The organism is Paeniglutamicibacter sp., assembly GCF_046714615.1.
Taxonomy (GTDB): domain Bacteria; phylum Actinomycetota; class Actinomycetes; order Actinomycetales; family Micrococcaceae; genus Paeniglutamicibacter.
Window position 1 is genome coordinate 14,492 of the sequence record NZ_JBKKAP010000116.1, and the last position, 25,993, is coordinate 40,484.

20 protein-coding genes are annotated in these 25,993 nt (G+C 67.7%); 6 read left to right on the plus strand and 14 right to left on the minus strand.

Annotated elements, in window-relative coordinates:
- Nucleotides 1-4 precede the first annotated feature (4 nt).
- Both ACLQ7E_RS13825 and cls read left to right on the plus strand, forming a co-directional pair.
- Nucleotides 5-1,498: a carboxylesterase/lipase family protein gene (locus tag ACLQ7E_RS13825; RefSeq protein ID WP_411733154.1), complete on the plus strand. Its 1,494-nt coding sequence runs from the start codon at nucleotides 5-7 to the stop codon at nucleotides 1,496-1,498.
- 140 nt (nucleotides 1,499-1,638) lie between these two features.
- Nucleotides 1,639-3,147 (plus strand): cardiolipin synthase, encoded by a 1,509-nt coding sequence (gene cls, locus ACLQ7E_RS13830; RefSeq protein WP_411733155.1) that lies wholly within the window; start codon nucleotides 1,639-1,641, stop codon nucleotides 3,145-3,147.
- Between the two features lie 137 nt (nucleotides 3,148-3,284).
- Here cls and ACLQ7E_RS13835 read toward each other — a convergent pair whose 3' ends face one another.
- The 4 genes from ACLQ7E_RS13835 to ACLQ7E_RS13850 form a co-directional block, all read right to left on the minus strand.
- Nucleotides 3,285-4,076 (minus strand): ABC transporter ATP-binding protein, encoded by a 792-nt coding sequence (locus ACLQ7E_RS13835; RefSeq protein ID WP_411733156.1) that lies wholly within the window; start codon nucleotides 4,074-4,076, stop codon nucleotides 3,285-3,287.
- A complete protein-coding gene (locus ACLQ7E_RS13840; protein WP_411733157.1) occupies nucleotides 4,069-4,992 on the minus strand; it encodes an ABC transporter permease in 924 nt (307 codons plus the stop codon). The genes ACLQ7E_RS13835 and ACLQ7E_RS13840 overlap by 8 nt, the downstream gene beginning before the upstream one ends.
- Nucleotides 4,993-5,086: 94 nt before the next feature.
- Complete coding sequence (locus ACLQ7E_RS13845; RefSeq protein ID WP_411733158.1) at nucleotides 5,087-6,094, minus strand: ABC transporter substrate-binding protein; 1,008 nt, start codon at nucleotides 6,092-6,094, stop codon at nucleotides 5,087-5,089.
- A 138-nt stretch (nucleotides 6,095-6,232) separates the two neighbouring features.
- Entirely contained in the window at nucleotides 6,233-6,514 is a 282-nt protein-coding gene (locus ACLQ7E_RS13850) for a hypothetical protein (protein ID WP_411733159.1), read from the minus strand.
- Here ACLQ7E_RS13850 and hrpA point away from each other — a divergent pair.
- The gene (hrpA, locus tag ACLQ7E_RS13855; RefSeq protein ID WP_411733160.1) at nucleotides 6,513-10,523 is read left to right on the plus strand and encodes an ATP-dependent RNA helicase HrpA; all 4,011 of its coding nucleotides are present in this window, start codon (nucleotides 6,513-6,515) and stop codon (nucleotides 10,521-10,523) included. The two genes, ACLQ7E_RS13850 and hrpA, sit on opposite strands and share 2 nt — an antisense overlap.
- A gap of 129 nt (nucleotides 10,524-10,652) precedes the next feature.
- Here the strand turns inward: hrpA and ACLQ7E_RS13860 are convergent, their stop codons facing one another.
- The 3 genes from ACLQ7E_RS13860 to ACLQ7E_RS13870 all read right to left on the minus strand — a co-directional run bounded on the left by ACLQ7E_RS13860 (nucleotide 10,653) and on the right by ACLQ7E_RS13870 (nucleotide 13,161).
- Nucleotides 10,653-11,081 carry an HIT family protein gene (locus ACLQ7E_RS13860; protein ID WP_411733161.1) on the minus strand — a complete coding sequence of 143 codons (429 nt, stop codon included), beginning with the start codon at nucleotides 11,079-11,081 and terminating at the stop codon, nucleotides 10,653-10,655.
- A gap of 9 nt (nucleotides 11,082-11,090) precedes the next feature.
- Nucleotides 11,091-12,236, minus strand: coding sequence for an NAD(P)-dependent alcohol dehydrogenase (locus tag ACLQ7E_RS13865; protein ID WP_411733162.1), 1,146 nt, complete (start codon nucleotides 12,234-12,236; stop codon nucleotides 11,091-11,093).
- A 67-nt stretch (nucleotides 12,237-12,303) separates the two neighbouring features.
- On the minus strand, nucleotides 12,304-13,161 hold the full coding sequence (locus ACLQ7E_RS13870; RefSeq protein ID WP_411733163.1) for a sulfurtransferase: 858 nt from the start codon (nucleotides 13,159-13,161) through the stop codon (nucleotides 12,304-12,306).
- 222 nt (nucleotides 13,162-13,383) lie between these two features.
- On the opposite strand from ACLQ7E_RS13870, the gene ACLQ7E_RS13875 reads away from it, so the two are divergent.
- Complete coding sequence (locus tag ACLQ7E_RS13875) at nucleotides 13,384-14,406, plus strand: PLP-dependent cysteine synthase family protein (RefSeq protein ID WP_411733173.1); 1,023 nt, start codon at nucleotides 13,384-13,386, stop codon at nucleotides 14,404-14,406.
- 42 nt (nucleotides 14,407-14,448) lie between these two features.
- On the opposite strand, the gene ACLQ7E_RS13880 is transcribed toward ACLQ7E_RS13875, so the two are convergent.
- On the minus strand, nucleotides 14,449-15,126 hold the full coding sequence (locus ACLQ7E_RS13880; protein ID WP_411733164.1) for an MBL fold metallo-hydrolase: 678 nt from the start codon (nucleotides 15,124-15,126) through the stop codon (nucleotides 14,449-14,451).
- A gap of 207 nt (nucleotides 15,127-15,333) precedes the next feature.
- Between ACLQ7E_RS13880 and ACLQ7E_RS13885 the strand changes: the two genes are divergently transcribed.
- Nucleotides 15,334-15,774, plus strand: a complete 441-nt coding sequence (locus ACLQ7E_RS13885; RefSeq protein WP_411733165.1) for a Fur family transcriptional regulator — start codon at nucleotides 15,334-15,336, stop codon at nucleotides 15,772-15,774.
- Nucleotides 15,775-15,787: 13 nt separating this feature from the next.
- Here the strand turns inward: ACLQ7E_RS13885 and ACLQ7E_RS13890 are convergent, their stop codons facing one another.
- The 6 genes from ACLQ7E_RS13890 to ACLQ7E_RS13915 all read right to left on the minus strand — a co-directional run bounded on the left by ACLQ7E_RS13890 (nucleotide 15,788) and on the right by ACLQ7E_RS13915 (nucleotide 21,650).
- Entirely contained in the window at nucleotides 15,788-16,291 is a 504-nt protein-coding gene (locus ACLQ7E_RS13890) for a cupin domain-containing protein (protein WP_411733166.1), read from the minus strand.
- Nucleotides 16,292-16,484: 193 nt separating this feature from the next.
- Nucleotides 16,485-17,363, minus strand: coding sequence for a metal ABC transporter permease (locus ACLQ7E_RS13895; RefSeq protein ID WP_411733167.1), 879 nt, complete (start codon nucleotides 17,361-17,363; stop codon nucleotides 16,485-16,487).
- A gap of 5 nt (nucleotides 17,364-17,368) precedes the next feature.
- Nucleotides 17,369-18,217 carry a metal ABC transporter ATP-binding protein gene (locus tag ACLQ7E_RS13900; RefSeq protein WP_411733168.1) on the minus strand — a complete coding sequence of 283 codons (849 nt, stop codon included), beginning with the start codon at nucleotides 18,215-18,217 and terminating at the stop codon, nucleotides 17,369-17,371.
- A complete protein-coding gene (locus ACLQ7E_RS13905) occupies nucleotides 18,207-19,166 on the minus strand; it encodes a metal ABC transporter solute-binding protein, Zn/Mn family (RefSeq protein WP_411733169.1) in 960 nt (319 codons plus the stop codon). The genes ACLQ7E_RS13900 and ACLQ7E_RS13905 overlap by 11 nt, the downstream gene beginning before the upstream one ends.
- 67 nt (nucleotides 19,167-19,233) lie before the next feature.
- Nucleotides 19,234-20,301, minus strand: a complete 1,068-nt coding sequence (locus ACLQ7E_RS13910; RefSeq protein WP_411733170.1) for a hemolysin family protein — start codon at nucleotides 20,299-20,301, stop codon at nucleotides 19,234-19,236.
- Nucleotides 20,298-21,650: a hemolysin family protein gene (locus tag ACLQ7E_RS13915; protein ID WP_411733171.1), complete on the minus strand. Its 1,353-nt coding sequence runs from the start codon at nucleotides 21,648-21,650 to the stop codon at nucleotides 20,298-20,300. The genes ACLQ7E_RS13910 and ACLQ7E_RS13915 overlap by 4 nt, the downstream gene beginning before the upstream one ends.
- 481 nt (nucleotides 21,651-22,131) lie before the next feature.
- Between ACLQ7E_RS13915 and ACLQ7E_RS13920 the strand changes: the two genes are divergently transcribed.
- The gene (locus tag ACLQ7E_RS13920; protein WP_411733172.1) at nucleotides 22,132-25,911 is read left to right on the plus strand and encodes a multifunctional oxoglutarate decarboxylase/oxoglutarate dehydrogenase thiamine pyrophosphate-binding subunit/dihydrolipoyllysine-residue succinyltransferase subunit; all 3,780 of its coding nucleotides are present in this window, start codon (nucleotides 22,132-22,134) and stop codon (nucleotides 25,909-25,911) included.
- Nucleotides 25,912-25,993 lie beyond the last annotated feature (82 nt).

The following is a 25,993-nucleotide window of genomic DNA, read 5'->3' on the forward strand; positions in this document are numbered from 1 at the left end:
ATTGGTGCCGCTGAGTACGGGGGTGGTCTTCATGGGCGTCGGCAATGATCCACACAATGTTTCCCTGGTCCGAGACACGCCCAGCGGTCCGGTGGAAGGCATTCTCGGTGGCGGCGTGGAGCGGTTCCTGGGAATCCCGTATGCCGCCGCGCCCGTCGGGAATAACCGCTTCGCCGTTCCCACGCTCCCGGCCCCGTGGACCGGCACGCGGGCGGCCACCTCCTACGGACCCACCGCAGGACAGGTTCCGTATCCCGGGGCGCTGGGCCGGCTGCTGCCCACTGCCGTCATCCCCGGCGACGAGTACCTGAACGTGAACGTCTTTGCCCCCGCCAAGCGCACCGCGGTGTTGCGCCCGGTGCTGCTCTGGATCCACGGCGGGTCGTTGCAGCATGGGTCCAACGCCCTTCCGGGATACGACGGCACCGCCTTCGCCCGGGACGCGGTGGTCTTCGTCGCGGCAAACTACCGGCTGGGCGCCGAGGGTTTCTCGGTGCTCGAGGATGCGCCGCTGAACCTGGGTCTGGCCGATGTCGTTGCAGCCCTCGAATGGCTCAGGGCCAACATCGTTTCCTTCGGCGGGGACCCGGGGCAGGTCACCATCATGGGGCATGCGGCCGGCGGCTCGCTGGTGGCCGCCCTGCTGGCCAACCCCCGCGCCTCGTCCCTGTTCGCGCGCGCCATCATCCACAGCGCCCCGCTCTCGGCCTGGCCCATGGGCAGGGCGCGGCGGCTGACCCAACGCATCGCCACGGACCTGGGCATTGAAGCCACGCGCGAGGAGTTTGCCGCCCGCACCCCTGCCGAGCTGTTGGCCTCCCAGGTCCGTGTGGCCGCGGACTCGATCCCGCTGAACGGCGGGCCTGCCTATGGGCTGGCGATCGAGCCGCAGCTGGTGCCCGAGGACCCCCTGCAGGCGATGCTTGCGGGTGCCGGAAACGACATCCCGCTGCTGATCGGCACCACGACGCAGGAGTCGCGCCTGTGGCTGGTTCCCACGGGCCGCGGCGCCAAGGTCTCCCGGATGCACCTGGCGCTGGCCAGGCGGAGGGCGGGGATCTCCAAGGAGGCGCAACGGCTCTTCTGGAGCAACCGCCCAGGTGCAAGCCCGGGCGAGATCCTGGGTGCACTGGCCACCGACAAGTTGCTGCGGGTGCCGATGTACACGCTGGCCGATGCCCGGCGCTATGCAGGCGGGCAGACCCAGGTGTACGAATTCGCTTGGCACAGCCCGGTGGAGGACCTGGGCGCTGCACACGGCACCGAGCTGCCCTTCGTCTTCGACAACCTGGCCACCCAGGACGCGACGGGGCTGGTTGGCGGGCAGGCCCCGCAGCCCCTGGCCTCAGCGATGCACGAGGCCTGGGTGTGTTTTGCCACCATGGGGAGCGCCGAATGGCCTCACTGGGACATCAGCCGCCCGGTGAGGACCTTCAACGGGCTGGGCAACGAGGTCGTCTTCTCCCCGCGCGACGACGAGGCCGAGGCCATCGGCTGACGCCGGATTCCCCCCCGTCCCATCCCGCCGGTCCTGCGCCCAGGTGCGCCCCGCAGCGCGTCCCGGTGTCGAGTGCGGGTTCCGGGGATCGACTGGCGTACCTTGGAAATGTTCGGTCGGACTCGGGGAAAGTTGCATACATGTTTACTGGTGCCTGGTGGTGGGCGACCGCGCTGGTGGTCCTGGATTTGGCCATTCGCGTCCTTGCCGTGATTTTCGTTCCCCGCAACCGCCGCCCCACCGCCGGCATGGCCTGGCTGCTGGCCATCTTCCTGATCCCCTACTTCGGGGTCATCGCCTACCTGGTCATCGGCTCGCCGAGGCTGCCGCGAAAGCGCCGCGAGGTGCAGGAGGAGATCACCACGTTCATGCGCGCGGTGAGCGCCGAGGAACGCCACAATGAAACCCACGGGAACAACCCGGCCTGGTTCAACTCGCTGGTCGAGATGAACAGCACCTACGGCGGCCTGCCCCTGCTGGCGGGAAATTCCGGTCGGCTGCTGGGTGACTACGAACAGACCATCCAGGCCATGACCGACGCCGTCGAGAAGGCCACCGACTACGTCCACGTGCAGTTCTACATCCTCAGCGACGACGCGACCACCGCCGGCTTCTTCGACGCCCTGCAGCGGGCGATCGGGCGCGGGGTGCGGGTGAACGTGATGCTTGACCACTGGGCCTCGCGCGGCAAGCCGCACTATGCCGCCACCAAGGCCCGCCTGGATGCGATGGGTGCGCACTGGGCACTGATGCTTCCGCTGCAGCCGCTGAAGGGCAGGTTCCAGCGCCCGGACCTGCGCAACCACCGCAAGATCCTCGTCATCGACGGGGCCGTCGGCTACATGGGCTCGCTGAACATGATTTCGCGGGACTACAACGTGAAAAAGAACATCAAGCGCGGGCTGTTGTGGAAGGAGCTGGTCGTGGAGCTGCGCGGACCGGGCGTGGCCACGTTGGACGCGGTGTTCATCTCCGACTGGTTCTCCGAAACCGGCGAGGTCATCATCGAGGGCGTGCGCCGGGCCGAACTGGTGGCCGGCGGGGATTCGCTGGGGAGGTTGAGCGGCGCGCTGATCGACCACCGCGCGGAGTTCGGGACGATGCTCACCCAGGTGGTCCCCTCGGGCCCCGGGTTCGAGCGCGAAAACAACCTGCGGCTCTTCCTGGGGCTGATCCACGCCGCCCAAGAGCGCATCGTGATCACCTCGCCGTACTTCGTGCCCGACGAGTCGCTGATGTATGCGATCACCTCCGCGGTGGCGCGCGGGGTCCCGGTGGACCTGTTTGTCTCCGAGATCGGAGACCAGGCGCTGGTCCACCATGCGCAGCGCTCCTACTACGAGGAGCTACTGCGCGCCGGGGTGCGCATCTACCTCTACCCGGCCCCGTACATCCTGCACGCCAAGCACTTCACCATCGACGACGATGTGGCGCTGATCGGTTCCAGCAACATGGACATGCGCTCCTTCGGCCTGAACATGGAGGTCTCAATGCTGGTGCGCGATGCCGGCTTCGTGGCGCAGATGCGCGCGGTCGAGGACGACTACCGGGAAGTCAGCCGGTTGCTGACGCTGGAGGAATGGCTCAAGCAGCCGCTGCGCTCCACGGTGCTGGACAACCTGGCCCGGCTGACCTCCGCCCTGCAGTAGCCGGCGCGCAGCAAAAAGGAGCGGCACCGCCGGCGTCCGCGCTCCCCCGGTATTGGGGATCGCCTGGACGTGGCGGCACCGCTCCCTTGGCGGCGCATCGCCTCCGCGAGGAGGCAGGCGACGGGGCGTCGGCCGGATTACTGCAGCATGGTCCGGTCGTCGAGCTGGGCGCCCTTGATCTTCTCGAACTCGTGCAGCAGGCCCGGCACCGTCATCTTGGCCTTCTGCTCCGAGTCCAGGTCCAGGATGACCTGGCCGTCGTGCATCATGATCAGCCGGGTGCCCAGGCGCAGCGCCTGTTCCATGTTGTGCGTGACCATCAACGTGGTCAGCTTGTGGCGCACGACGATTTCCTCGGTCAGGCGTGCCACCAGCGCGGCACGCTGGGGGTCAAGGGCCGCGGTGTGCTCGTCGAGCAGCAGGATCTTCGGTCCGGAGAACGTGGCCATGAGCAGGCTCAACGCCTGGCGCTGGCCGCCGGAGAGCAACCCGACCTTGGCCTTGAGCCGGTTTTCCAGGCCGAGTTCCAGCGAGCGCAGTTCCTCGACGAACATCTCGCGCTTGCGCTTGGTGACCCCAAAGGCCAGCCCGCGGAACGTGCCGCGGCCCAGGGCGAGGGACATGTTCTCCTCGATGGTCATGTTCGGCGCGGTGCCTGCCATCGGGTCCTGGAAGACGCGGCCGATGTACCTGGCGCGGGCGTGGTCCGGAAGCTTGGTCACTTCCTTCCCCGCGATGTGCACCGCCCCGGTGTCGGGACGCAGCTTGCCGCCGACCATGTTCAGCACGGTGGACTTGCCGGCGCCGTTGGAGCCGATCACGGTGACGAACTCGCCGTCGGTGAGCGTCAGGTTGATGTCGCGCAGCGCCTTGCGCTCATTGACGGTTCCGGGGAAGAACGTCTTGTTCAGGCTGGTGATCTCAAGCATCGACGCCCACCTCCTTTTTGTCGTCGGTGGTGATGGACTTGCTGCGGATGCTGATGCGGTTGGCGAACTTCCCGAATCCCTTCCAGCGCGGCAGGAGCAGGGCGATGACCACGAGGACCGCGGAGATCAGCTTCATGTCGTTGACTTCCAGTCCGGCCTCCAGTGCCAGCTGGATGACCAGGCGGTAGGCCACCGAACCGAAGACGACGGCAATGGCGGCAATCCAGATGAACTTCTGGCCGAAGATGGCCTGGCCCACGATGACCGACGCGAGGCCGATCAGGATGACGCCGATGCCCATGCCGATGTCGGCGAAGCCCTGGAACTGGGCGATGACCGCGCCGGAAATGCCGACCATGCCGTTGGAGAGTGCAAGGCCCAGGATCTTCTGGTTGTCGGTGTTCACGCCGAGGGAGCGGATCATTTCCTCGTTGTCGCCGGTGGCGCGCATGGACAGGCCGACGTCGGTGCGCAGGAACCACACGATGACCGCCACCGCGACCAGGCAGCCGACGAACATAAGCCCGATGGAAGTCCAGGTGCCCAGCAGCTGGTTCTCGCGCAGGAAGCTCAGCACGGTGGTTTCGCCCAGCAACGGGAGATTCGCCTTGCCCATGATGCGCAGGTTGATGGAATACAGGGCGATCATGGTCAAGATACCGGCCAGCAGCCCGTCGATCTTGCCCTTGGTGTGCAGCAGACCGGTAATGACACCGGCGATGGCGCCGATAAAGAATGCAAAGACGGTGGCAATGAACGGGTTGACGCCATTGATGATCGAGATGGACGCGACGGCCGCGCCGGTGGTGAAGCTTCCGTCGACGGTCAGGTCGGGGAAGTCGAGTATGCGGAAGGTCAGGTAGACCCCGAGTGCCATGATCGCGTAGATCAGGCCTAGTTCAACCGCGGTCTCCATGGGTGGATCCTAGCGTTGTGGGAGTTGGGTAAATGTTGGTGGCCGGTTGGAGCGGGCCGACCGGCCACCGGATGGACCGTATTTGCGGTCGGGTTTACTTGTAGGTTTCGGCCGCTTCGGAGAGCAGGTCTGCCGGGAAGGTCAGCCCGATCTTTTCCGCGGCACCGGTGTTCACGTACAGCTCGACCTCGGTGATGGTCTCGACCGGCATCGTTGCCGCCTCGGCCTCGCCCTTGAGAAGCTTCACTGCCATGGCCGCGGTCTGCTCGCCGAGCTTCTCGTAGTTCAGGCCGTAGGTGGCGGTGGCCCCGCGCTTGACGGACTCGCCGTCGGCGGCGATCACCGGGATCTTCTTGTCCTGGGCGGTCTGCAACAGGCCTTCAAGCGCGGAAACCACCGCGTTGTCGGTCGGGACGTAGAACGCGTCGACGTCCAGGCCCGATGCCGCCTGCTGAACCTCGGAGGATGCCGAGATGGCCTTCTCTTCGATGGTCAGGCCCAATTCGGCCGCGGCGTCCTTGGCCCACTGGACCTGGACCCCCGAGTTGACCTCACCCGAGGAGTAGACGATGCCCACGGTCTTGGCTTCGGGCTTGATCTTCTTGAGCAGCTCCAGCTGCTCCTTCACCGGGTTCTTGTCCGAGGTGCCGGTGACATTGGCGCCCGGTGCCTCCAGGCTGGAGACCAACTTGGCTTCCAGCGGATCGGTGACGGCGGAGAAGACCACAGGGATCTGGGTGATCGACTGGGCCGCGGCCTGTGCGGTCGGGGTGGCGATGGCCAGGACCAGGTCCATGTCCTTGTCGCTGGCGAACTTGCCCACGATCGAGGTGTTGGTGGCCTGGTCGGCCTGGGCGTTGGCAAAGTCGTACTTGACCTTGTCGTCGCCCGTGTAGCCGGCGGCCGTCATGCCCTTCTTGAAACCGGTGACCACGGCGTCCAGGGACGGGTGGGACACGTACTGGGCAATGCCAATCGTCACGGGGCCGGCTGCGGCCGAGGAACCGGTGGCCTCCGGGGTGGTGGATCCGCCACAGGCGGTGAGCACCAATGCGGTGGCTGCGACCGAGGCTGCGATCTGTACGGACTTGAAGATTTTCATTGTGTTCCTTTCATGACGTGCGAGTGTCATGCCTGGCGTTCGGTGTTGGCCAATTCCGGGCAAATTTCAGGATTTGTACATCCTCGGCCGATAGGCAGGAAGTTCTCCTCATGAATTGCTTCGATACTACATGTGAAGCTACTCACATTTCTTCCATCTGCCCTGAATTGCAAGACAAACGGTGAAGCATTCATCATCTTCCCATGCATCTTTCATCAATTGCCATCGATAATCGGACAATTGGTATCCCTGTGTGTTGAGAATCAGACGGTACCGTGGACAATGCGATTTCTTGACACCTTCGGAAGCCGAATAAATGGTGGCCGCAGGGCGATCCAGTTGCTTGCCGTTCTCGCACGAAGGGACGCCGCCGCAGCGGCCGGGTGGCGGCCTGCCGCTGGCATAGACTTGGGTCATCATGGCCCTGACGATTTCCTATCCCGAAGCCCTTCCCGTTTCCGCGCGACGCGACGACATCATGTCCGCCATCAAGGACAACCAGGTGGTCATCGTCGCCGGTGAAACCGGTTCCGGCAAGACCACCCAGCTGCCCAAGATGCTCCTGGAGCTGGGCATGGGTGAGCGCGGGATGATCGGGCACACCCAGCCGCGCCGCCTGGCCGCTCGCACCGTCGCCGAGCGCATCGCCGAGGAGCTGGGCACCACCATCGGCGCCGAGGTCGGCTTCCACGTGCGCTTCACCGGCGAGGTCTCCCGCGCCACCAAGGTCAAGGTGATGACCGACGGCATCCTGCTGGCCGAGATCCAGCGCGACAAGCTGCTGAAGAAATACAACGCCATCATCATCGATGAGGCCCACGAACGCAGCCTCAACATCGACTTCCTGCTCGGCTACCTGCGGCGGATCCTGCCCCAGCGGCCGGACCTGAAGATCGTCATCACCTCCGCGACCATCGACCCGCAGCGCTTTGCCGAGCACTTCGCCGCGCCCGGGCCAGAGGGCGACGAGCCGATCCCCGCCCCCATCATCGAGGTCTCCGGCCGCACCTTCCCGGTGGAGCTGCGCTACCGTCCGCTGAACCCTGCCGACGGCATGGACGAGGACGAGCTGGACCCCGATGCCCAGGCCGAGGACCGCGACCCGCTCGATGCCATCGCCGAGGCCGTGGACGAGCTCGCCATGGAGGCGCCCGGGGACATCCTGATCTTCTTCCCCGGCGAGCGCGAGATCCGCGACGCCGCCGAGGTGCTGCGCGCCCGCGTGAAGACCAACCGGCGCCTGGCCGGGACCGAGATCCTGCCCCTGTTTGCCCGGCTCTCGCTGGCCGAACAGCACCAGGTCTTCCACCCCGGGAAGAACCGGCGCATCGTGCTGGCCACCAACGTCGCCGAGACCTCGCTGACCGTGCCGGGCATCAAGTACGTCATCGACACCGGCACCGCCCGCATCTCGCGCTATTCCCACCGCACCAAGGTCCAGCGCCTGCCCATCGAGCGCGTCTCGCAGGCCAGCGCCAACCAGCGCTCTGGCCGCTGCGGGCGCGTGTCCGACGGCATCGCCATCCGTCTCTACTCGCAGGACGACTTCGAGACGCGCCCCGCGTTCACCGACCCGGAGATCCTGCGCACCAACCTGGCCGCGGTGATCCTGCAGATGAGCTCGATGGGCGTGGTGCGCACCGCGCGCGACGTCGCGGACTTCCCCTTCGTCCAGCCGCCGGATGCCAAGTCGGTCAACGACGGCGTGGCGCTGCTGCGCGAGCTCGGCGCCCTGAACACCGGCGCCGAGGCCACCATCACCAAGGTCGGCTCGCAGCTGGCCCAGCTGCCGGTGGACGTGCGGCTCGGCCGGATGATCGTGGAGGCCGGCTCCCGGGGCTGTGCCAAGGAGGTCATGGTGCTGGCGGCGGCTCTGTCCATCCAGGACCCGCGGGAGCGGCCCAGCGAGGAAACCGGCAAGCGCGAACGCGCCCAGGAAATGCACAAGCGCTTCATGGATGCGAAGTCGGATTTCTCCTCGCTGCTGAATCTCTGGCACTACCTGCAGGAGCAGCAGAAGGAACTCTCCTCCTCTGCCTTCCGGCGCCTGTGCAAGAACGAATACATCAACTACCTGCGCGTGCGCGAGTGGCAGGACCTGTTCACCCAGCTGCGCCAGCTGGCCAGGCCGCTGGGCATCGCGATCTCCCCGGAACCGGTTGACCCGGCCGCCAACGAGGACGCCATCCACATTTCCCTGCTCTCCGGGCTGCTGGGACACGTGGGCTCCTGGGACGAGCGCAAGCGCGAATACGTGGGCGCCCGCGGCACCCGCTTCTCCGTCTTCCCCGGCTCCGCCCTGTCCAAGAAGTCCACCGAGTGGGTCATGGCCGCCGAGCTGGTGGAGACCAGCCGGCTCTGGGCCCGCACCGCCGCCCGGCTCGATCCCAAGTGGGTCGAGGAGATCGCCGGGGACCTGCTCAAGCGGAGCTACTCCGAACCGCACTGGTCGCGGAATTCAGGTGCGGTCATGGGGTACGAGAAGATCACGCTCTTCGGGCTGCCGATCGTCCCGCGCCGCCGCATCCAGTACTCGCGCGTGGACCCGGAGCTCTGCCGCGAGCTGTTCATCCGCAATGCGCTGGTGGAGGGCGACTGGAAGACCCACCACAAGTTCTTTGCCCGCAACCGCCGCGTGCTCGAGGACATCGAGGAGCTCGAAACCCGCATGCGCCGGCGCGATCTGCGCGTGAGCGACGAGGACCTCTTCGAGTTCTACGATGCGCGCCTGGGTGCCGACGTCCTCTCCGAGCGGCACTTCGACCGCTGGTGGAAAGCCGCGCGGCACGAGGACCCGACGCTGCTGGACTTCAACCCCGAGGACATGCTTCAGGCCGATGCCACCGAGCTGGACGAGGCCGCCTATCCACGCACCTGGCGCCACGGCACCTTGGATCTTGACCTCGTCTACGAATACAACCCGGCAGCCCGCGCCGGGGAATCCGACGGCGTCTCGGTGCGCGTTCCGGTGTTGTTCCTGAACCAGCTGGACCCCGTGCGCTTCCGCTGGCTCATCCCGGGGCTGCGCGTTGAGCTGGTCACCGCGCTGATCAAGTCGCTGCCCAAGGCCATCCGCAAGAACTTCGTGCCCGCCCCCGACGTGGCCCGCACCGCCGTGGCAGCGCTGGAGGCGGACTTCAACCCGGAGACCGACGACCTGGCCGCCTCCCTGGAGCTGGCGCTGCGCCGGCTCAAGGGCGTGGTGATCGAACCCGGTTCCTGGAACTGGGAGGCACTGCCTGCGCACCTGCGCTTCACCTTCACCGTCGTCGACTCCGACGCCAAGATCCTGGACGAGTCCCAGGACCTGGCCGTGCTGCAGCAGACGCTGGCTGCGGCCAACCGCTCGGCCCTCGCCCGATCCCTGGGCGTCAAGCCCGGGGCGGCGCTGCCCACCGGCGCGGCCGGCTCCCCCGGGAACTCCCCCGGGAACTCCCCCGACGGGAAAAAGGGCCAGGGGAACGCCCGGGGTGCCAAGGCCCCGGCCGCGGCGGGCGCGTCTCGTCCCGGCGCCGCATCGGTCGTGGCGACCACGGTGTGGGAACGCACCGGGTTGACCGACTGGGACACGGGCGTCGGCATCAACGGAGCCATCACCCCCAAGGTTGTCACCCAGGTCGCCGGGCAGCAGGTCACCGCCTACCCGGCGCTGCTGGATGAGAAGACTTCCGTGCGCCTGACGGTCTTCCGCAACCCCGTCGAGCAGATGGCCGCCCACCGCACCGGGGTGATCCGGCTGCTGCTGCTCAAGGTTCCCTCGCCGGCCCGCTACGTCCTTGACCACCTGAACAACCAGGAAAAGCTGGTCTTCACGCAGAACCCGCACGGTTCGGTCGCCTCACTGATCCAGGACTGCACCATGGCCGCGGTGGACAGGCTCGTTCCGGAGGCGCTCCCGTTCGGCAAGGCCGAGTTCGATGCGTTGTACGAGCGCGTCCGCGCCGAGCTGATCGACACCGTCTTCTCCGTCACCGCCATCGTGGAGAAGGTGCTCTCCGGCACCCGGCGGATCAACAAGGAACTGAAGTCCGCCTCTTCGCTGGCCCTGGTCAACGCGCTGAACGACGTGAAATCCCAGCTCGAGCAGCTGGTGTACCCGGGCTTCGTGGCCAGCACCGGCTATGCGCAGCTGGCCCAGCTGCCGCGCTACATCTCCGCCATCGAGAAGCGGCTGGAAAAACTCGGCACCGGGAATCTTGCGCGCGACAACGCAGCGACCCTGGACATCCAGTCGTTGGAGGACGAATACGACACGGCGCTCGGGCAGCTGGTGCCGGGTGTCCGCACCCCGGCACCGCTGGCGGCGGTGAAGTGGATGCTGGAGGAATACCGGGTCTCGCTCTTCGCCCAGGAACTGGGCACCGCCTACTCGGTCTCCGGCAAGCGGATCCGCACGGCGATGCGCGAGGGGCTCGCCGCGGCCAAGTAGGCACCGGCCGGCGGACGCCGGAGCAAGGCGACGATGCACGCAAGGCTGCCCGGGACGATTCAGGTGAATCGTCCCGGGCAGCTTCGTGAGTCGGGCAGCTGCCGCAAGCGGCGGACCCGCAGCGTTGGCTCAGGCGTCGGGGATCAGGTCCCCGTGGCCGTCCGCCCGCAGCGCCTCGCGCAGCGTGCGCGCGTTCGCATCCATGGTGGCCGGATCCGGGTCGTTGTCGGCCCGCGCCAAGTCGAAGTCGGCCAGCGAATTGGTGGGCCACACGTGCACATGCAGGTGCGGGACCTCGAACCCGGCAATCATGAGCCCGGCGCGCAAGGACCCGAAGGCCCGCGTCTGGGCCCGGCCGATGTGCCCGGCCACGGCGACCAGGTGGTTCATCAGCTCCGCGGGGGCATCGACCCAGTGGTCGACTTCCTCACGCGGCACCACCAGGGTGTGGCCGTGCGTGATCGGCCCGATGGTCAAGAAGGCCACGGCGTGCTCGTCCTTCCAGACGAAGCGGCCGGGGATCTCGCCGTCGATGATCTTGGTAAACAGCGTGCTCATGCACTCTCCTTAGTCGTTCCCGCCCAATGTGGCGAGGTCCAGAACAAACCCGTAGTGCACGTCCGCGGCGAGAATCTTCTCCCACGCCTCGTTGATGCCCTGCGCACCGATGAGCTCGATCTCGCAGGCCACCTGGTGTTCCGCGCAGAAATCGAGCAACTCCCGGGTTTCTGCAATCGAGCCTATCAACGACCCGGCATGCCCCGGACCCGGGGGCTCCGGCAGCCGGGTTTCAACGGGCGGCAGGGCGCCGGCGGGCAGCGAAAGCCGGACCAGGGCGCCGTCGCGGCGCAGGCACGTGAGGTAGTCGGCCACCTCGTGCGGGGCGATGAACGTGTCGATGACCAGGTCCAGCGAATCGTTCGCTGCCCGCAGCGCTGCCGCGTCCTGCAGGTCGATGACAGTGGTGGCACCCAGTCCGGGCGCCAAGTCGCGTTCGGCTCTCCCGCGGGCCAACACGGCAACCTCGGCCCCCATGGCCACCGCGAGCTTCACGGCCAGCTGGCCCGGGCCACCCAGGCCCAGCACCCCCACCCTGCTGCCGGGCCCCACCTGGTGGTGCCTTAGCTGCGAATACGCGGTGATCCCGGCACAGAGCAGGGGTGCGGCGGCGGCCGGATCGAGCGCCGCCGGGATCCGCAGCACGAAGTCCCTGTCCACGACGATGCGCTTCGAGTACCCGCCCTGGGTGTATTCGCCGGTGTGCGGGTCCTGCGCCCCGTAGGTCGCCACCGGCTTGCTGCAGAACCGTTCGCGTCCCGCGCGGCAGGGCTCGCAAGCCCGGCACGAATCGACCATCGCGCCCACGCCGACCCGGGTGCCGGGCTCCAGGTCGGTGACCCCGGCACCGGTTTGGGCGACGACGCCGACGATTTCGTGCCCAGGGACCAGCGGCAGGCGCGTGGCGCCCCGTTCCCCGCGCCCTGCATGTACGTCGGCATCGCACAGCCCGCAGAATTGGACATCGATGACCACGTCGCGCAGGCCCGGTGACCGGCGGCGGATTTCCAGCGGCACCAGCGGCCCGCCGGCCACCACGATGCCCAGTGCCGGCACGGCCTCCGAAGCGAGCGCCGCCGGCTCCGTGCGGCTGCGGGCACGCTCGCGGATCTTCGCGGCTGCATCAAGGGGCGGGGGCTTCGGGCGACCGATCATGCTCCGAACCTACCGCGCACCCGGGCGTCGGGGCCAGCGGCACGGCGGGGCGCTGTTTCCCGGTCGGTCACGGGGTGGCTCCGGTGGCCGCCGGGCGGGACGGATCGGCGCAATATTGCGACCAGGACCCCGGGAACAGCGCGGCCCGCACCCCAAGGGTTTCCAGCGCCAGCACCTGGTGGGCGGCGGTGACCCCCGAGCCGCAATACGCCGCCACGTCCTGCGCGCCGGCACCGGCCTTCACGCCCAGCTGCCCATACGCGCGGGTAAGTTCGCCGGGTTCCAGCAGGCGCTTGCCCGCATCGAGATTCTCGGTCACGGGGCGGTTGCGCGCACCGGGGATGTGGCCGGCACGCGGGTCGATGGGTTCGACCTCGCCGCGGTAGCGTTCGGCGGCGCGCGAGTCGAGCAGGATCCCGTGGCCGGGGAACGCCGCGGCCTGATCGATGTCGATCACCGGCATGTGCCCCCAGCCCGGCTGCGCGTTTCCCGGCACGGCGGTGTTGTTCCCGGTCTGCAGCGCGTGTCCGCCGTCTTCCCAGGCGTCAAGTCCCCCGTCGAGCACCCGCACATTCCCGATTCCGGCGTGGCGCAGCAGCCACCAGCCGCGGGCCGCCGCCAGCGCGCCGGTGGCGTCGTAAACCACCACGGCGGAGTCGGTGTTGATGCCCCAGCGGCGGACGGAAACGGCGAAGTCCTGCGCGTCGGGCAGCGGGTGGCGCCCGGCCGCCGGGCTCGGGCGCGCGGAGAGCTCGGATTCCAGGTCGACGAAGATGGCGCCGGGGATGTGTCCGGCCTCGTAGTGATCCCTGCCCCGGGCATCTCCCAGCGCCCAGCGAACATCGAGCAGCACCGTACCTGTTGCCCCATCCAGCAGCGCGGCCAGTTCCCGGGCCGTGATCAGTGTCCGGCGTTCCTCGCCCATGCGCGTGACTTCCTTGTTCGTGTGGCCGTGGCCCGGAAGAGCCCTTTGGATTCCAGCGTAGTTCCCAGGCGTGGACCCGCGCGGCGCGGGCGGTCCCGGACACGCCGCGGTTGTTTGGGTAGGCTTGCTCGGGTGGATACAACGCACCTGATTTCGCTGCCCGAACCCTCCGGAACCCGTGAGTGGGTCGACGCGGCGGTACGCACCATCGAGGCCGAGTCGATGCGCTCCGCCGACACCCACCTGCACAAGCTCGCACTGCCGCCGGAGTGGGGCATCGAGATGTACCTGAAGGACGAGTCGACGCACCGCACCGGCAGCCTGAAGCACCGGCTGGCCCGCTCGCTGTTCCTCTACGGACTGGTCAACGGCTGGATCACCGAGGGCACCACGATCGTGGAGGCCTCTTCGGGGTCCACCGCGGTCTCCGAGGCGTACTATGCGAAGCTGCTGGGCCTGCCGTTCATCGCCGTCATGGCCGCGGGCACCTCCCCGGAGAAGATCGCGCTCATCGAGGCCACCGGAGGGACCTGCCACCTGGTCGCGGATCCCTCCAGCGTGTACGCGGAATCCGAGCGGCTGGCGGCGGCCACGGGCGGGCACTACATGGACCAGTTCACCTACGCCGAGCGGGCGACGGACTGGCGCGGGAACAACAACATCGCCGAGTCGATTTTCGGCCAGCTGGCCATGGAGGAACACCCCGTCCCGGCCTGGATCGTGGTGGGCGCCGGCACCGGCGGGACCTCGGCGACCATCGGGCGCTACGCCCGCTACCACCGCCATGGAACGCGCCTGGCCGTCGCGGACCCTGAAGGCTCGGCGTTCCTGCCGGCCTGGCAGGCCGCCAATGCGGGCGGCGACCCGCTCACCGCCACGGGCACTGCCAGCCGCATCGAGGGCATCGGCCGGGCCCGCCCGGAGCCCAGCTTCGTGCCCGGCATCATAGATTTCATGGCCACGGTGCCCGATGCCGCCTCGGTGGCGGCGATGCGCCACCTGCAGGACTTCGCGCACCTGTGCGCCGGACCTTCGACCGGCACCAACCTCTGGCTGGCCTGGCAGGTCGTGGCGAACATGCTGGCCGCGGGCGAAAGGGGCTCGGTCGTCTCGCTGTTGTGCGACAACGGGGAGCGCTACGCCACCTCCTACTACGATGCCGGCTGGCTCGAGGCAGCCGGGCTGGACCCGGCGCCCTACACCGGCCGGATCGAGCGGCTGCTGGCCACCGGCAGCTGGGACTAAGCCCGCTCGCGAGCGCAGTTGGTGGCACCGGACGTCGGGCCCTCAGGGCTCCAGGTCCACGACCTCGCCGTTGGGAATCCGGCGGTAGTCCAGCCCGCGCTCGGCGGCCACGCGCCCCAGGTGCCCGTCCACCAGCGCCAGGCCGCGCTCGTTGAGCAGCCCGTCGTGGATCGGGAAGTTTTGCGCCGCTCCAACAATGGACATGAACTCGATGGTCTCCCCGATCTTCGCCCAGGGGGCGTGGGCGGGGACCAGCAGCGTCAGGATGGCGATCCCCTCGGGCACCTGGTAGCTGTCGCCGGGGTGGAAGAGCCTGTGCCCGATGAAGTATCCGATGTTCGAGACCCCCGGCAGGGAATGGTGGATCATCGCGTGCATCCCGCCGTGGGTGGAGATCTCCATTCCCGCTGCCTCGAATGACGCACCCGGCCCGACCCCGTGGATGCGCTCCTCCGCACCGTGCACCCCCGCCGCCGTCGCGGCCTCGAGCACCCTGGCGGCCAGGGCGACCGGGGCATGCAGCGTGAGCTCCGGGTTTCCCGCCAGTGCGCGCAGCACCGGCTGAAGGTCGAGGTGGTCGGGATGTTCGTGGGTGACGAGGATGGCCTCGACGCCGTCAAGCGCCTCATCGAGCTGCGAGTTGTTGCCCGGGTCGATGGCCAGGGCCCGGTTGGACGACTGCACCTTGATGCACGCGTGGTTGAACTTGATGATCTCCATGGGCCCCAGCCTATGCAGCCGGGCGCCCGGCGCACCAGAGGCCGGCGCCATCGTGCTTCGGGCGGGCCGGCTTCACGGAGCCGCCCGGCCGGCGCACCCGCTGGTAAACTCGAGGTGTCCACGGGTGATCCCGGCGCGGCGCCGGAATCGGTGGCCGCGGCACGCACCAACGGACAATGTGCCGATCTACGAGGAGTGCTTCAACAAATGACGAATCCTGCGACCGAGCGGCGCAGTTCCGAACAGCGCGTGACCAAGCAGCGACTGGCAGTGAATGCCGCGCTGGAGAAGGTCGATGATTTCGTGACGGCGCAGGAACTCCACCGGTGGCTCGTTGACGGGGGCGACAAGGTCTCCCTGGCCACGGTGTACCGCCTGTTGCTGTCGATGGCGGAGGACGGCGTGGTCGACGTGCTGCGCAACAACGAGGGCGAGGCGATGTACCGCCAGTGCGTCATCGAGCACCACCACCACCACCTCGTATGCAGCAATTGCGGCAAGGCCGTCGAGGTCGAGGCCCCCGCGGTGGAGAAGTGGGCGGCCCGGGTGGCGCAGGAGAACGGCTTCACCGAACCCACGCACACCGTGGAGATCTACGGGCTGTGCCCTGCATGCTCCGCGGCCAAGGCCGCCGGCTCGATCGTCTAGCCCCGAGACCGGTTCAGGAACCCTGGCCGGCAAAGGGCGAAGGCCCCAGGATTTCGATGCCCCCGTTGCGCCGCGCCGAATCCATGACCCGGCCAAAATCCACCTCGCCCGATCCGGGATCGCCGTCTTCCAGCGGCACGCTGGCATCCCAGTAGAATCCCTGGCACATCCCGGGGGTGTGCAGGCACAACACCCGCGTGGCATCGGCTGTCACCTTGAACGCATGTGGCATGCCCCGCGGCGCCATGACCAGGCCGCCGGCACCGATCGTCGATTCCAGGCCATCCAGGTGCATCACGATCTCGCCACTGAGTACGACCATCGTCTCGTCGGATCCCGGGTGCGTGTGCAACGGGGTGTCCTTGCCGTTCTCCAGCTGGTCCTCAAAGAGCAGGAAGGCGCCTGCTGTCTGGGCCTCTGTGGCCTTCCAGACATGCACCCCGCCGCCGAAGAACCAGCGCCGTTCCCCTTCATCGGGTTGGCGGATGATGGCTTGCAGGTCCTTGTTCGCGTCCACGTGGATCTCCTCGTTGGCTGATGTGGCACTTGGTTCGGGATTCGAATCCCACGACAAGACTGGGCCGCCCGATGTGGTGCGTCAACCCCGCCGGCCGACCAAACCCGTGCCCGCAAAAAAGGCGTGTGCCTGGCCCCGGATGGGGGCCGTGCACACGCCTTCGGTGTCTTGCCGGCTTGGGCGTACGTGCGTCCTATGCGGCGACTGCCGCCATCTTCTCCGAGTGCCGCACCCTGTCCTTGCGCCAGGCGATGAGCCGGCACACCAGGTAGATGAGGAAGGAGATCGTGGTGACATACGGGCTGATCGGCAACGACCCTGCGAGTGCCAGCAGGATGCCGCCCACCACCGAGGTCATCGCGAAGGCCACCGAGAGGCTCACGGTCAGCATGGGGTTGGAGGTCACCCGGATGGCAGCCGCAGCCGGGGTGATCAGCAGGGCGAGCACCAGCAGCGCGCCGACCACCTGGATCGACAGGGCCACGGCCAGGCCCAGGACCACCATGAAGGCGACCGAGAGCCGTGCGGCGGGAATCCCGCGCGCCGCTGCAACGGCAGGGTCGACGCTGATGAACGTCAGCGGGCGCCACATGGCCACCAGCGCCACCATGACAATTACGGAGCACACCGCCAGCACGCCCAGCTGCACCGTGTCGACGGCGACGATCTGCCCGGTGAGCAACCCGAACTTGTTCGCGCTGCGGCCCTGGTAGAGAGCCAGGAAGAGGATCCCCAAACCCAGCCCGAAGGGCATCAGCACGCCGATGATGGAGTTGCGGTCCTTGGCCGCGGCGCCCATGATCCCCAGCAGCAGCGAGGCCAGGATCGACCCGACCAGGGAGCCGACGACGACGTTGGTGCCGATCAGCAGGGCGAAGGCAGCCCCGGCGAAGGAGAGTTCGGCGATGCCGTGCACCGCGAAGGCCATGTCGCGCAGCATCACGAAGATGCCGATCATCCCGCCCACCAGGCCCAGCAGGGCACCGGCGATCAGCGAGTTGGAGACCAGCGGCAGGATCTCGGCGTAGTCTTCGAAGCTGAAGACGGTGCTCCAGATCTCGGATAGGTCCATGGTTCCTAGGCTCCTTGAAGCGGGTGGGCGCGATGCTGCGGGTCGGCGTGGGTGACGGTCTCGGGCATGCCCACGACCACGATGCGGCCGTTGGACTCGAAGACCTCGATGGGGGCGCCGTAGAGCTCGGAGAGCACCTCGGAGCGCATGACCTCGGCGGGGGTCCCGATGTGGAAGCGCCCGCCGGCCAGGTACAGCACCCGGTCGACGTATTGCAGGATCGGGTTGATCTCGTGGGTCACGAAGACCACCGCGGCACCGTGGTCGCAGGCCTGTCGGTGGATCAGGCCGGAGATGGCTTGCTGGTGGTGCAGGTCAAGGGAGAGCAGTGGCTCGTCGCACAAGAGCAGCCGCGGATTGTCCGCCAGCGCCTGGGCCGCGCGCAGGCGCTGCTGCTCCCCGCCGGAGAGCACCCCGACGGGCCGCTCGGCGTAGGAGGTGGCGCCGACCAGTTCCAGCAACGAATCCACGCGCCGGCGCATGGCCTTGCGGCCCAGCCGGATGCCCCACTTGTGCCCGTCGATGCCCAGGGCGACGAGGTCGCGGGCCCGCAGCGGGGTGTTGTCGTCGAAGGAACGCTGCTGCGGGATCGTGCCGACCTGCCGCGAGCCGCGCGTTGCCGGCTTGCCGGCGATCCGGACGGTTCCCCCGGAGAGCTCCTGCAGCCCCATCAGGGTGCGCAGCATGGTGGTCTTGCCCGAGCCGTTGGGCCCGAGCACGGCCAGGAACTCGCCCGGGGCGATGTCCAGGTCCAGGCCGTCCCAGAGCAGGCGGTCCCCGAAGCGCAGCGAGGCGTTGCGCAGGCTGACCACGGGTTCGGGCGCTGGCGCCCCGGAGCTGGTGCTAGCGGCCAAGGGCCACCTCGAGCTGTTCCACGTTGGATTCCATCCAGGAGATGTAGTCCTGCCCGTCGGGCAGGGTTTCGGTCAGCTCCAGCACCGGGACCCCGGCGGACCGGGCCAGGGAGGCGACCCTGTCGGTTTGCGGCCCGGAGGTCTGGACGTTCACTGCCAGCAGCGCGTACTTGTGCGCCGCCAGCCCGTCGCCCAGTTCCTTGAGCAGCAGCGGGGGCAGGTCCTCGCCGGCCTCCATGGCGGCGCTGACGCCCGCGGGGGTGCCGTCGGCCATCGAGGCTTCGGTGAGCAGGTAGTAGGCCAGCGGTTCGGTCATCGCGAATTCCTTTCCCGTTCCGGCCGGCCGCAAGGCCCCGATGGCCGCGGCCAGGGTGTCGATGCGCGCCTCGAAGGCCGCGGCGGACGCCGCGAATTCCTTGGCCCGGTCCGGCAGCAGCGCAGAATACTCGGCGGCCAGGGCGCGGGCCAGGGCGCCGACGGTGTGCACGTCGTACCAGACGTGCTCGTTGCCCTCGGCGTGGTCGTGCCCGTCGAGGTCGTCGCCGGCGGGGGCCTCCTCGGCGTCGCCGTGCTCCGACTGGAAGTCGACGGCGTGGAGCATCGCACCCTCGGGCAGCGACAGCCCCTCGGCCAGCGCGTCCATGAACGGGTCGTATCCCCCGCCGTTGGCGATGACGACATCGGCCTTCGAGAGCGCAAGCTTGTCCCGCGCCGTGGCCTCGTAGGAGTGCGGGTCCTGCGAGGTTTGGTCCACGATGGCGCTCACGCTGACCGCCGAACCGCCGACCGCCCGGGCCACGTCCGCATACACGGAGGTGGAGGCGAGAACCTCAAGCACCTCCCCGGTGGCGGCGGGCGGGGCGCCCTGGATGTCCGGCTCCGTGGCGGCGCAGGCGGATAGCAACAGGATCGAGGCGGCGGCGGTGAGGGCGCGAAGTGGTGAGTTCATGCGGAGTGTGCGGGGCCTTTCGGGGAAATACAGGACACCAGACTATCTCAATTGCGAGTCATTCGCATTATTGGGCGCTTCGGTTCTCCCGGCGGATGCCCCTCTTCTGGTTCTGGTCGTCGATTTCCCCGACCAGCTGCTCCAGCACGTCCTCGAGGAACAGGATTCCCAGGGTTGCGCCGGATTCATCGACGACCCGGGCCAGGTGCTTGCCGTCGGCACGCATCTGCTCCAGCACGTCCTCGATCTCCGCATCGCGGGCGACCACGCCCATGGGGCGCAGTTCGATGCCCGACACCGGCCGGTGGTACTGGCTGTCCGGCAGCGCCATGACGTCCTTCATGTGCCAATAGCCCACGAATTCGCCGGCCTCGGCGATGACGAGGCGGGAGAAGCCGGTCCGCCCCACGGTGCGTTCGAACTCCTGCACCGTGGTGCCGCGCTGCAGGGCCACCACGCGCTCGCGCGACACCATGGTCCCGGCGGCCGTGAGGTCCGAGAACTCCAGCGCCTTGCGCAGCCGCAGCGCGTCGTCGGCCTCCAGCGTTCCGTAGAGCGCGGAGCTGGCGATGATCGACTGCACCTCGGCGGCGGTGAACGCGGAGTTCACCTCGTTCTTGGGTTCGATCTTCATCAGGTGCAGGAACTGGTTGGCGATCCAGTTCAGCGACACCACTACCGGGTGCACCACGAGCGAGAGCCACAACAGCGGCCCGGCCAGCAGCAGCACCGCCTTGTCGGCCATCGACACCGAGATGTTCTTCGGCACCATCTCGCCGAAGGTCACGTGCAGGAAGGTGACGATGAGCAGCGCCAGGAGGAAGGCGATGGACCCGGACAGCGGCTCGGACACGCCCACCGATTCCAGCGGCACCACCAGGAGGTGGTGGATGGCAGGTTCTGCGACGTTCAGGATCAGCAGCGAACACACCGTGATGCCCAACTGGCACACCGCCAGCATGATGGACACCGATTCCATGGCCTTCAGGGCGCGGATCGCGCGCTTGGACCCCGCGTCGGCCAGCGGTTCGATCTGGGAGCGGCGCGCCGACATGACGGCGAATTCCGCCGCCACGAAGAACGCATTGCCCAGCAACAGCACGATCAGCCAGAGCAGGCCGGCAACGTCGTTCATGCCCCACGCCCCGTTGCTTCGTCCGGGCTTGCGGCCGAGGAGGCGCTGGATGCGCTCGATTCCCGCGGCACGAAATGCAGCTCGGCGACGCGACGCTTGTCCAGCGCGGTGACAGTGAAGGCCCCGCCCTCGGTGTCGACCACGTCCCCCAGGAACGGGATCCGGCCCAGTTCGGCCATCACGAACCCGCCCAGGGTCTCGTAGGCGGCGTCGTCGGGGATCTCCACCTCGCCGATGAGCTCATTGAGCTGGTCAGGGCGGAACATGCCCGGGATCATCCAGGAGCCGTCGGGCAGCTGGCGGACCTCGGGTAGGGCCGAGTCGTGTTCGTCGGCTACCTCGCCGACGATTTCCTCAATCAGGTCTTCCAAGGTGACCATTCCGGCGGTTCCGCCATATTCGTCAAGCACGATGGCCATTTGCAGGTTTGCGCCGCGCAGCTGCACCAGCAGCGTGTCCAGGTGCACGGTTTCGGGGACAAAGATCACCGGGGTCTTGTTCTCGCCGACCTCCTTGCCGCCGCGTTTGTCGCGCGGGATGGCAATGATGGTCTTGACGTGGCAGACGCCCTTGATTTCGTCGGTGGACCCGTCGGTGACGGGGAAGCGCGAGTAACCGGTCTGCTTGGCCAGTTCGATGACGTCCTGGACGTGGGCGTCGTGCTCGATGGTCTGCATCCTGGTGCGCGGGGTCATGACATCGGCGGCCGAGCGCTCGGAGAAGCGCACCGTGCGGTCAACGAAGAGCGCCGCATCCTTGTCCAGCGTCCCCATTGCCGCACTGCGGCGCACCAGCGAGACCAGTTCGGCCGGGGACCGTGCCCCGGAGATCTCCTCCTTGACCTCGAGGCCGACCAGGTGCAGGACCTTGTTGGAGAAGCCGTTGAGAACGATGATGGCCGGCTTGAAGATGGCGGTGAAGACCAGCTGCGGGCGGGCAACCGCGCGCCCGATCTCGAAGGCCTTGGCAATGGCCAGGTTCTTGGGGACCAGCTCGCCGATGACCATCGACAGCAGCGTGGCCAGCAGCATGGCCACCACGAGGCTGACGGGGACCGCGGAGTCGCCGAGCCCCACGGCCAGCAGGGGTTCCTGGAGGAGCTTGCCCACCGAGGGTTCGATGACGTAGCCGGTCAGCAGCGTCGTCAGGGTGATCCCCAATTGGCAGGAGGAAAGTTGGGTGGAAAGGGACTTGAGGCATTGCAGCAAGGCGATGGCCTTGGTGTCGCCCTTGTCGACCGCTTGCTGGACATTGGCCTGGTCCAGCGCGACGAGGGAAAACTCGACGGCGACGAAGAAGCCGGTGCCCAGGATCAGCAGCAGGCCGAGGGCCAGCAGCAACCATTCCATTTAGTGTTTCACCGCCCCGGAGGCGGGTGTGCTTCGGGGGGCGGCAGTGCCGAGGCCCGGAAGTCTAAGGTGTGTGTGCCTGCAACTGGAAGGCTCCGAAAGCGAAGCTGAATTGGGTGGGCAATGACATGTGTGGCCGGCACCGCGTGATTTCACGACTGGCCGGCACAGAGAGTGGCTGTCCATAACAATTTCAGTGTATCTGAACTACGACCTGCGCACATGCGCACCAGCTCGCACGCGCACGAGGGCACGTCCGTGCCCGGTGACCGGCTGCGGGCCGAAACGGGCCCGCGGTGTGCAGGGTGTCACTTCCTGCGTCGTTCATGACTACGCCAGTGTGACTCCCGGCTCATTGGTTCCCACCCGGAGCCGAATAGTCACTAGACTACTTAGCAGGTCTAGAACTATGCCCCTTGGTGGCCATCCCCCTCGGCGGCGCTTGGACAATAGGAAATACAGGGAGAAGAGGCGTAATACCGTGCCAGATCAATCGCACCACCGACTCACCGAAGAGTTCGGCGGGAACGAATGGCTAGTTGACGAGCTGTACCAGCAGTTCCTCAAGGACAAGAACTCGGTAGACAAGAAATGGTGGGACATCTTCGCGTCCCTCAATTCGGAGCAGGCGGCCGCACCTCCGGCCGCGGAGGTCCCGGTTGCGGCGACCCCGGCTCCGGCACCTGCAGCCCCTGCCGCCGTTCCGCGCGCCGCCACCCAGGCACGTGTCGTTGACGTCACCGGCAGCACGGCCAGCGCTTCCGCGGAATCCTCCGCCGCGGGCAACGCCGCCGCACCGCGCGTCCCTGCCGACCCGGCCCCGGCCACCAAGTCGCAGCCGATCCCCGCACAGGTCCCCAAGGCCAGCGCCCCCGGCGCCATGGGCGAGGAAAAGCGCACCCAGCTGCGCGGCCCGGCCAAGGCCATCGCCACCAACATGGAACAGTCCCTGACCGTTCCGACGGCCACCACGGTGCGCGCGGTCCCGGCCAAGGCCCTGATCGACAACCGCGTGGTCATCAACAACCACCTCAAGCGCGCTCGCGGCGGCAAGATCTCCTTCACGCACATCATCGGCTTCGCCGTGATCCGCGCCCTGAAGCTGTTCCCCTCGCAGAACGTCACCTACGCCGAGATCGACGGCAAGCCGATGGCCATCGCCCCGGCACACGTGAACTTCGGCATCGCCATCGACATGCCCAAGCCCGACGGCTCCCGCATGCTGGCAGTGCCGAACATCAAGGCCGCGGAGACCCTGAGCTTCAACGAGTTCTGGGACACCTACGAGAACCTGATCAAGCGCGCCCGGGCCAACAAGCTCACCGCCGACGACTACGCCGGCACCACCGTGTCGCTGACCAACCCCGGCGGCATCGGCACCGTGCACTCGGTGCCGCGCCTCTCCAAGGGCCAGGCCACCATCGTGGGCGTCGGCGCCCTGGAGTACCCGGCCGAATTCCGCGGCTCCTCCGAGAAGACCGTCGCGCTGCAGGGCGTGGGCAAGACCATTACCCTGACCTCCACCTACGACCACCGCGTCATCCAGGGTGCGGGCTCGGGCGAGTTCCTGAAGCTCATCGAGTCCCTCCTGCTCGGCGAGCAGGGCTTCTACGACGAGATCTTCGAAGCACTGCGCATCCCCTACGAACCTGTGCGCTGGGCCGTCGACAACCAGGTCGACGTCGAGCTGCAGGTCAACAAGATCGCCCGGATCCAGCAGCTGGTCCACTCCTACCGCGTGCGCGGCCACCTCATGGCCGACACCAACCCGCTGGAATACGTCCAGCGCCGCCACCCGGACCTCGACATCCAGACCTACGGCCTGACGCTGTGGGACCTGGACCGCGAATGGGTCACCGGCGGCTTCGGCGGCAAGGACCGCCTGATGCTGCGCGACATCCTCGGCGTGCTGCGCGATGCCTACTGCCGCACCATCGGCATCGAGTACATGCACATCCAGGATCCGGTGGAACGCAAGTGGTTCCAGGACGAACTGGAGCACCCGTACACCAAGCCGACCCGCGAGGAGCAGTTCCGCATCCTGGGCAAGCTGAACTCCGCGGAGGCCTTCGAGACCTTCCTGCAGACCAAGTTCGTCGGCCAGAAGCGCTTCTCCCTGGAGGGCGGCGAATCCCTGATTCCGCTGCTTGACGGCATCATTTCCGACGCCGCCGACGCCGGCCTGGAAGAGGTCGCCATCGGCATGGCCCACCGCGGCCGCCTGAACGTGCTGACCAACATCGCCGGCAAGACCTACTCCCAGGTCTTCCGCGAATTCGAGGGCACCGCACCGACCGGCTCCGTGCAGGGCTCGGGCGACGTGAAGTACCACCTGGGCACCGAGGGTTCCTACACCTCGGACTCGGGCAACGAGACCAAGGTCTACCTGGCAGCCAACCCCTCGCACCTGGAGGCCGTTGACCCGGTCCTCGAGGGCATCGTGCGCGCCAAGCAGGACCGCTCCGGCACCAAGGACTTCAACGTCCTGCCGATCCTGGTGCACGGCGACGCTGCATTCGCCGGACAGGGCGTGGTCGGCGAGACCCTCACGCTCTCCCAGCTCGAGGGCTACAAGACCGGCGGCACGATCCACGTGATCGTGAACAACCAGGTCGGCTTCACCACCGCCCCGACCGACTCGCGCTCCTCGGTGTACGCCACCGACGTTGCCAAGCAGGTCCAGGCGCCGGTGTTCCACGTCAACGGCGACGAGCCCGAGTCCGTGGTCCACGTGGCCCAGCTGGCCTTCGCCTACCGCCAGCGCTTCAACAAGGACGTCGTCATCGACATGGTGTGCTACCGCCGCCGTGGCCACAACGAGGGCGACGACCCGTCGATGACCCAGCCGATGATGTACAACCTCATCGAGGCCAAGCGCTCGACCCGCAAGCTGTACACCGAGGCCCTTGTCGGCCGCGGCGACATCACGCAGGACGAGGCCGACCAGGCGCTGCGCGACTACCAGGAACGCCTGGAGCGCGTCTTCGCCGAGACCCACGCGGCGCAGACCAGCCCGATCCCGGTCATCACCCCGGGCACCTCGGCAATCCACGACCTGGAGCTGCCCGCAGCCCAGCGCGAGGACGAGGCATCCCCCGCCGCTCCCCGGGACACCGCCATCACGCCAGAGACCCTGGCGCACATCGGCGCCGCCCACCTGGCCATCCCGGAGGACTTCACCGTCCACCCGAAGCTCAAGGTGCTCCTGGAGCGCCGCGAGAAGATGAGCCGCGAGGGCGGGATCGACTGGGGCATGGCGGAAATCGCCGCCTTCGGCACCCTGTCCATGGAAGGCGTGCCGGTCCGCCTGGCGGGCCAGGATTCGCGCCGCGGCACCTTCGTGCAGCGCCACGCGGTCTTCCACGACCGCCTCAACGGATCCACCTGGTACCCGCTGCTGAACCTCTCCGAGGACCAGGCCAAGCTGTGGATCTACGACTCGCTGCTGAGCGAATACGCGGCCCTGGGCTTCGAATACGGCTACTCGGTGGAACGCCCGGACGCCCTGGTGCTCTGGGAGGCCCAGTTCGGCGACTTCGTCAACGGCGCCCAGACAGTCATCGACGAGTTCATCTCCTCCGCCGAGCAGAAGTGGGGCCAGCGCTCCTCGCTGGTCATGATGCTTCCGCACGGCTACGAGGGACAGGGCCCGGATCACTCCTCGGCCCGCATCGAGCGTTTCCTGCAGATGTGTGCGGAAAAGAACATGGTCGTGGCCCAGCCTTCCACCGGTGCCAACCACTTCCACCTGTTGCGCCGCCAGGCCTACGCCCGTCCGCGCAAGCCGTTGGTGATCTTCACCCCGAAGCAGCTGCTGCGCCTCAAGGCCGCCGCATCCGCCGTGGAGGACTTCACCACCGGTACGTTCCAGGAAGTCATCGGCGACACCGCGAACCTGAACCCGGCCGACGTCGATCGCGTGCTGCTGGTTTCCGGCCGCCTGTACTACGACCTGGCAGCCGCACGCACCAAGGCGAACGACACCAAGACCGCGATCGTGCGCGTCGAGCAGCTCTACCCGCTGCCCGCCGAGGCGATTGCTGCCGAGGTCGCCAAGTACCCGAACGCCGAGGTCGTCTGGACGCAGGACGAGCCGGCCAACCAGGGTCCGTGGCCGTTCGTCGGCCTGAACCTGCCCGCCGAGCTGGGCAAGGGCGTTCGCCTGGTGTCCCGCAAGGCATCGGCCGCCACCTCAACCGGCACGCACAAGCGCCACGAGGTCGAGCAGGCACGCCTGCTCACCGCGGCCTTCACGCGCTAAGCCAACGCGGCACGCGGTTCGCCCACTTCGGCGGGCGAACCGCGTGAAGCGACCTCGGGGCGGGACACTGACGGTGTCCCGC

Excerpts from the sequence above, each read along its gene's own strand:
- ACLQ7E_RS13880 (WP_411733164.1), bottom strand. The coding sequence starts at position 15,126 with ATGGAGATCATCAAGTTCAACCACGCGTGCATCAAGGTGCAGTCGTCC.
- ACLQ7E_RS13910 (WP_411733170.1), bottom strand. The coding sequence starts at position 20,301 with ATGAACGACGTTGCCGGCCTGCTCTGGCTGATCGTGCTGTTGCTGGGC.
- ACLQ7E_RS13885 (WP_411733165.1), top strand. The coding sequence starts at position 15,334 with ATGACGAATCCTGCGACCGAGCGGCGCAGTTCCGAACAGCGCGTGACC.
- ACLQ7E_RS13840 (WP_411733157.1), bottom strand. The coding sequence starts at position 4,992 with ATGGAGACCGCGGTTGAACTAGGCCTGATCTACGCGATCATGGCACTC.
- ACLQ7E_RS13875 (WP_411733173.1), top strand. The coding sequence starts at position 13,384 with ATGCGCTCCGCCGACACCCACCTGCACAAGCTCGCACTGCCGCCGGAG.
- ACLQ7E_RS13865 (WP_411733162.1), bottom strand. The coding sequence starts at position 12,236 with ATGATCGGTCGCCCGAAGCCCCCGCCCCTTGATGCAGCCGCGAAGATC.
- hrpA (WP_411733160.1), top strand. The coding sequence starts at position 6,513 with ATGGCCCTGACGATTTCCTATCCCGAAGCCCTTCCCGTTTCCGCGCGA.
- ACLQ7E_RS13915 (WP_411733171.1), bottom strand. The coding sequence starts at position 21,650 with ATGGAATGGTTGCTGCTGGCCCTCGGCCTGCTGCTGATCCTGGGCACC.
- ACLQ7E_RS13905 (WP_411733169.1), bottom strand. The coding sequence starts at position 19,166 with ATGAACTCACCACTTCGCGCCCTCACCGCCGCCGCCTCGATCCTGTTG.
- ACLQ7E_RS13845 (WP_411733158.1), bottom strand. The coding sequence starts at position 6,094 with ATGAAAATCTTCAAGTCCGTACAGATCGCAGCCTCGGTCGCAGCCACC.
- ACLQ7E_RS13895 (WP_411733167.1), bottom strand. The coding sequence starts at position 17,363 with ATGGACCTATCCGAGATCTGGAGCACCGTCTTCAGCTTCGAAGACTAC.
- ACLQ7E_RS13860 (WP_411733161.1), bottom strand. The coding sequence starts at position 11,081 with ATGAGCACGCTGTTTACCAAGATCATCGACGGCGAGATCCCCGGCCGC.
- ACLQ7E_RS13850 (WP_411733159.1), bottom strand. The coding sequence starts at position 6,514 with ATGATGACCCAAGTCTATGCCAGCGGCAGGCCGCCACCCGGCCGCTGC.
- ACLQ7E_RS13835 (WP_411733156.1), bottom strand. The coding sequence starts at position 4,076 with ATGCTTGAGATCACCAGCCTGAACAAGACGTTCTTCCCCGGAACCGTC.
- cls (WP_411733155.1), top strand. The coding sequence starts at position 1,639 with ATGTTTACTGGTGCCTGGTGGTGGGCGACCGCGCTGGTGGTCCTGGAT.
- ACLQ7E_RS13870 (WP_411733163.1), bottom strand. The coding sequence starts at position 13,161 with ATGGGCGAGGAACGCCGGACACTGATCACGGCCCGGGAACTGGCCGCG.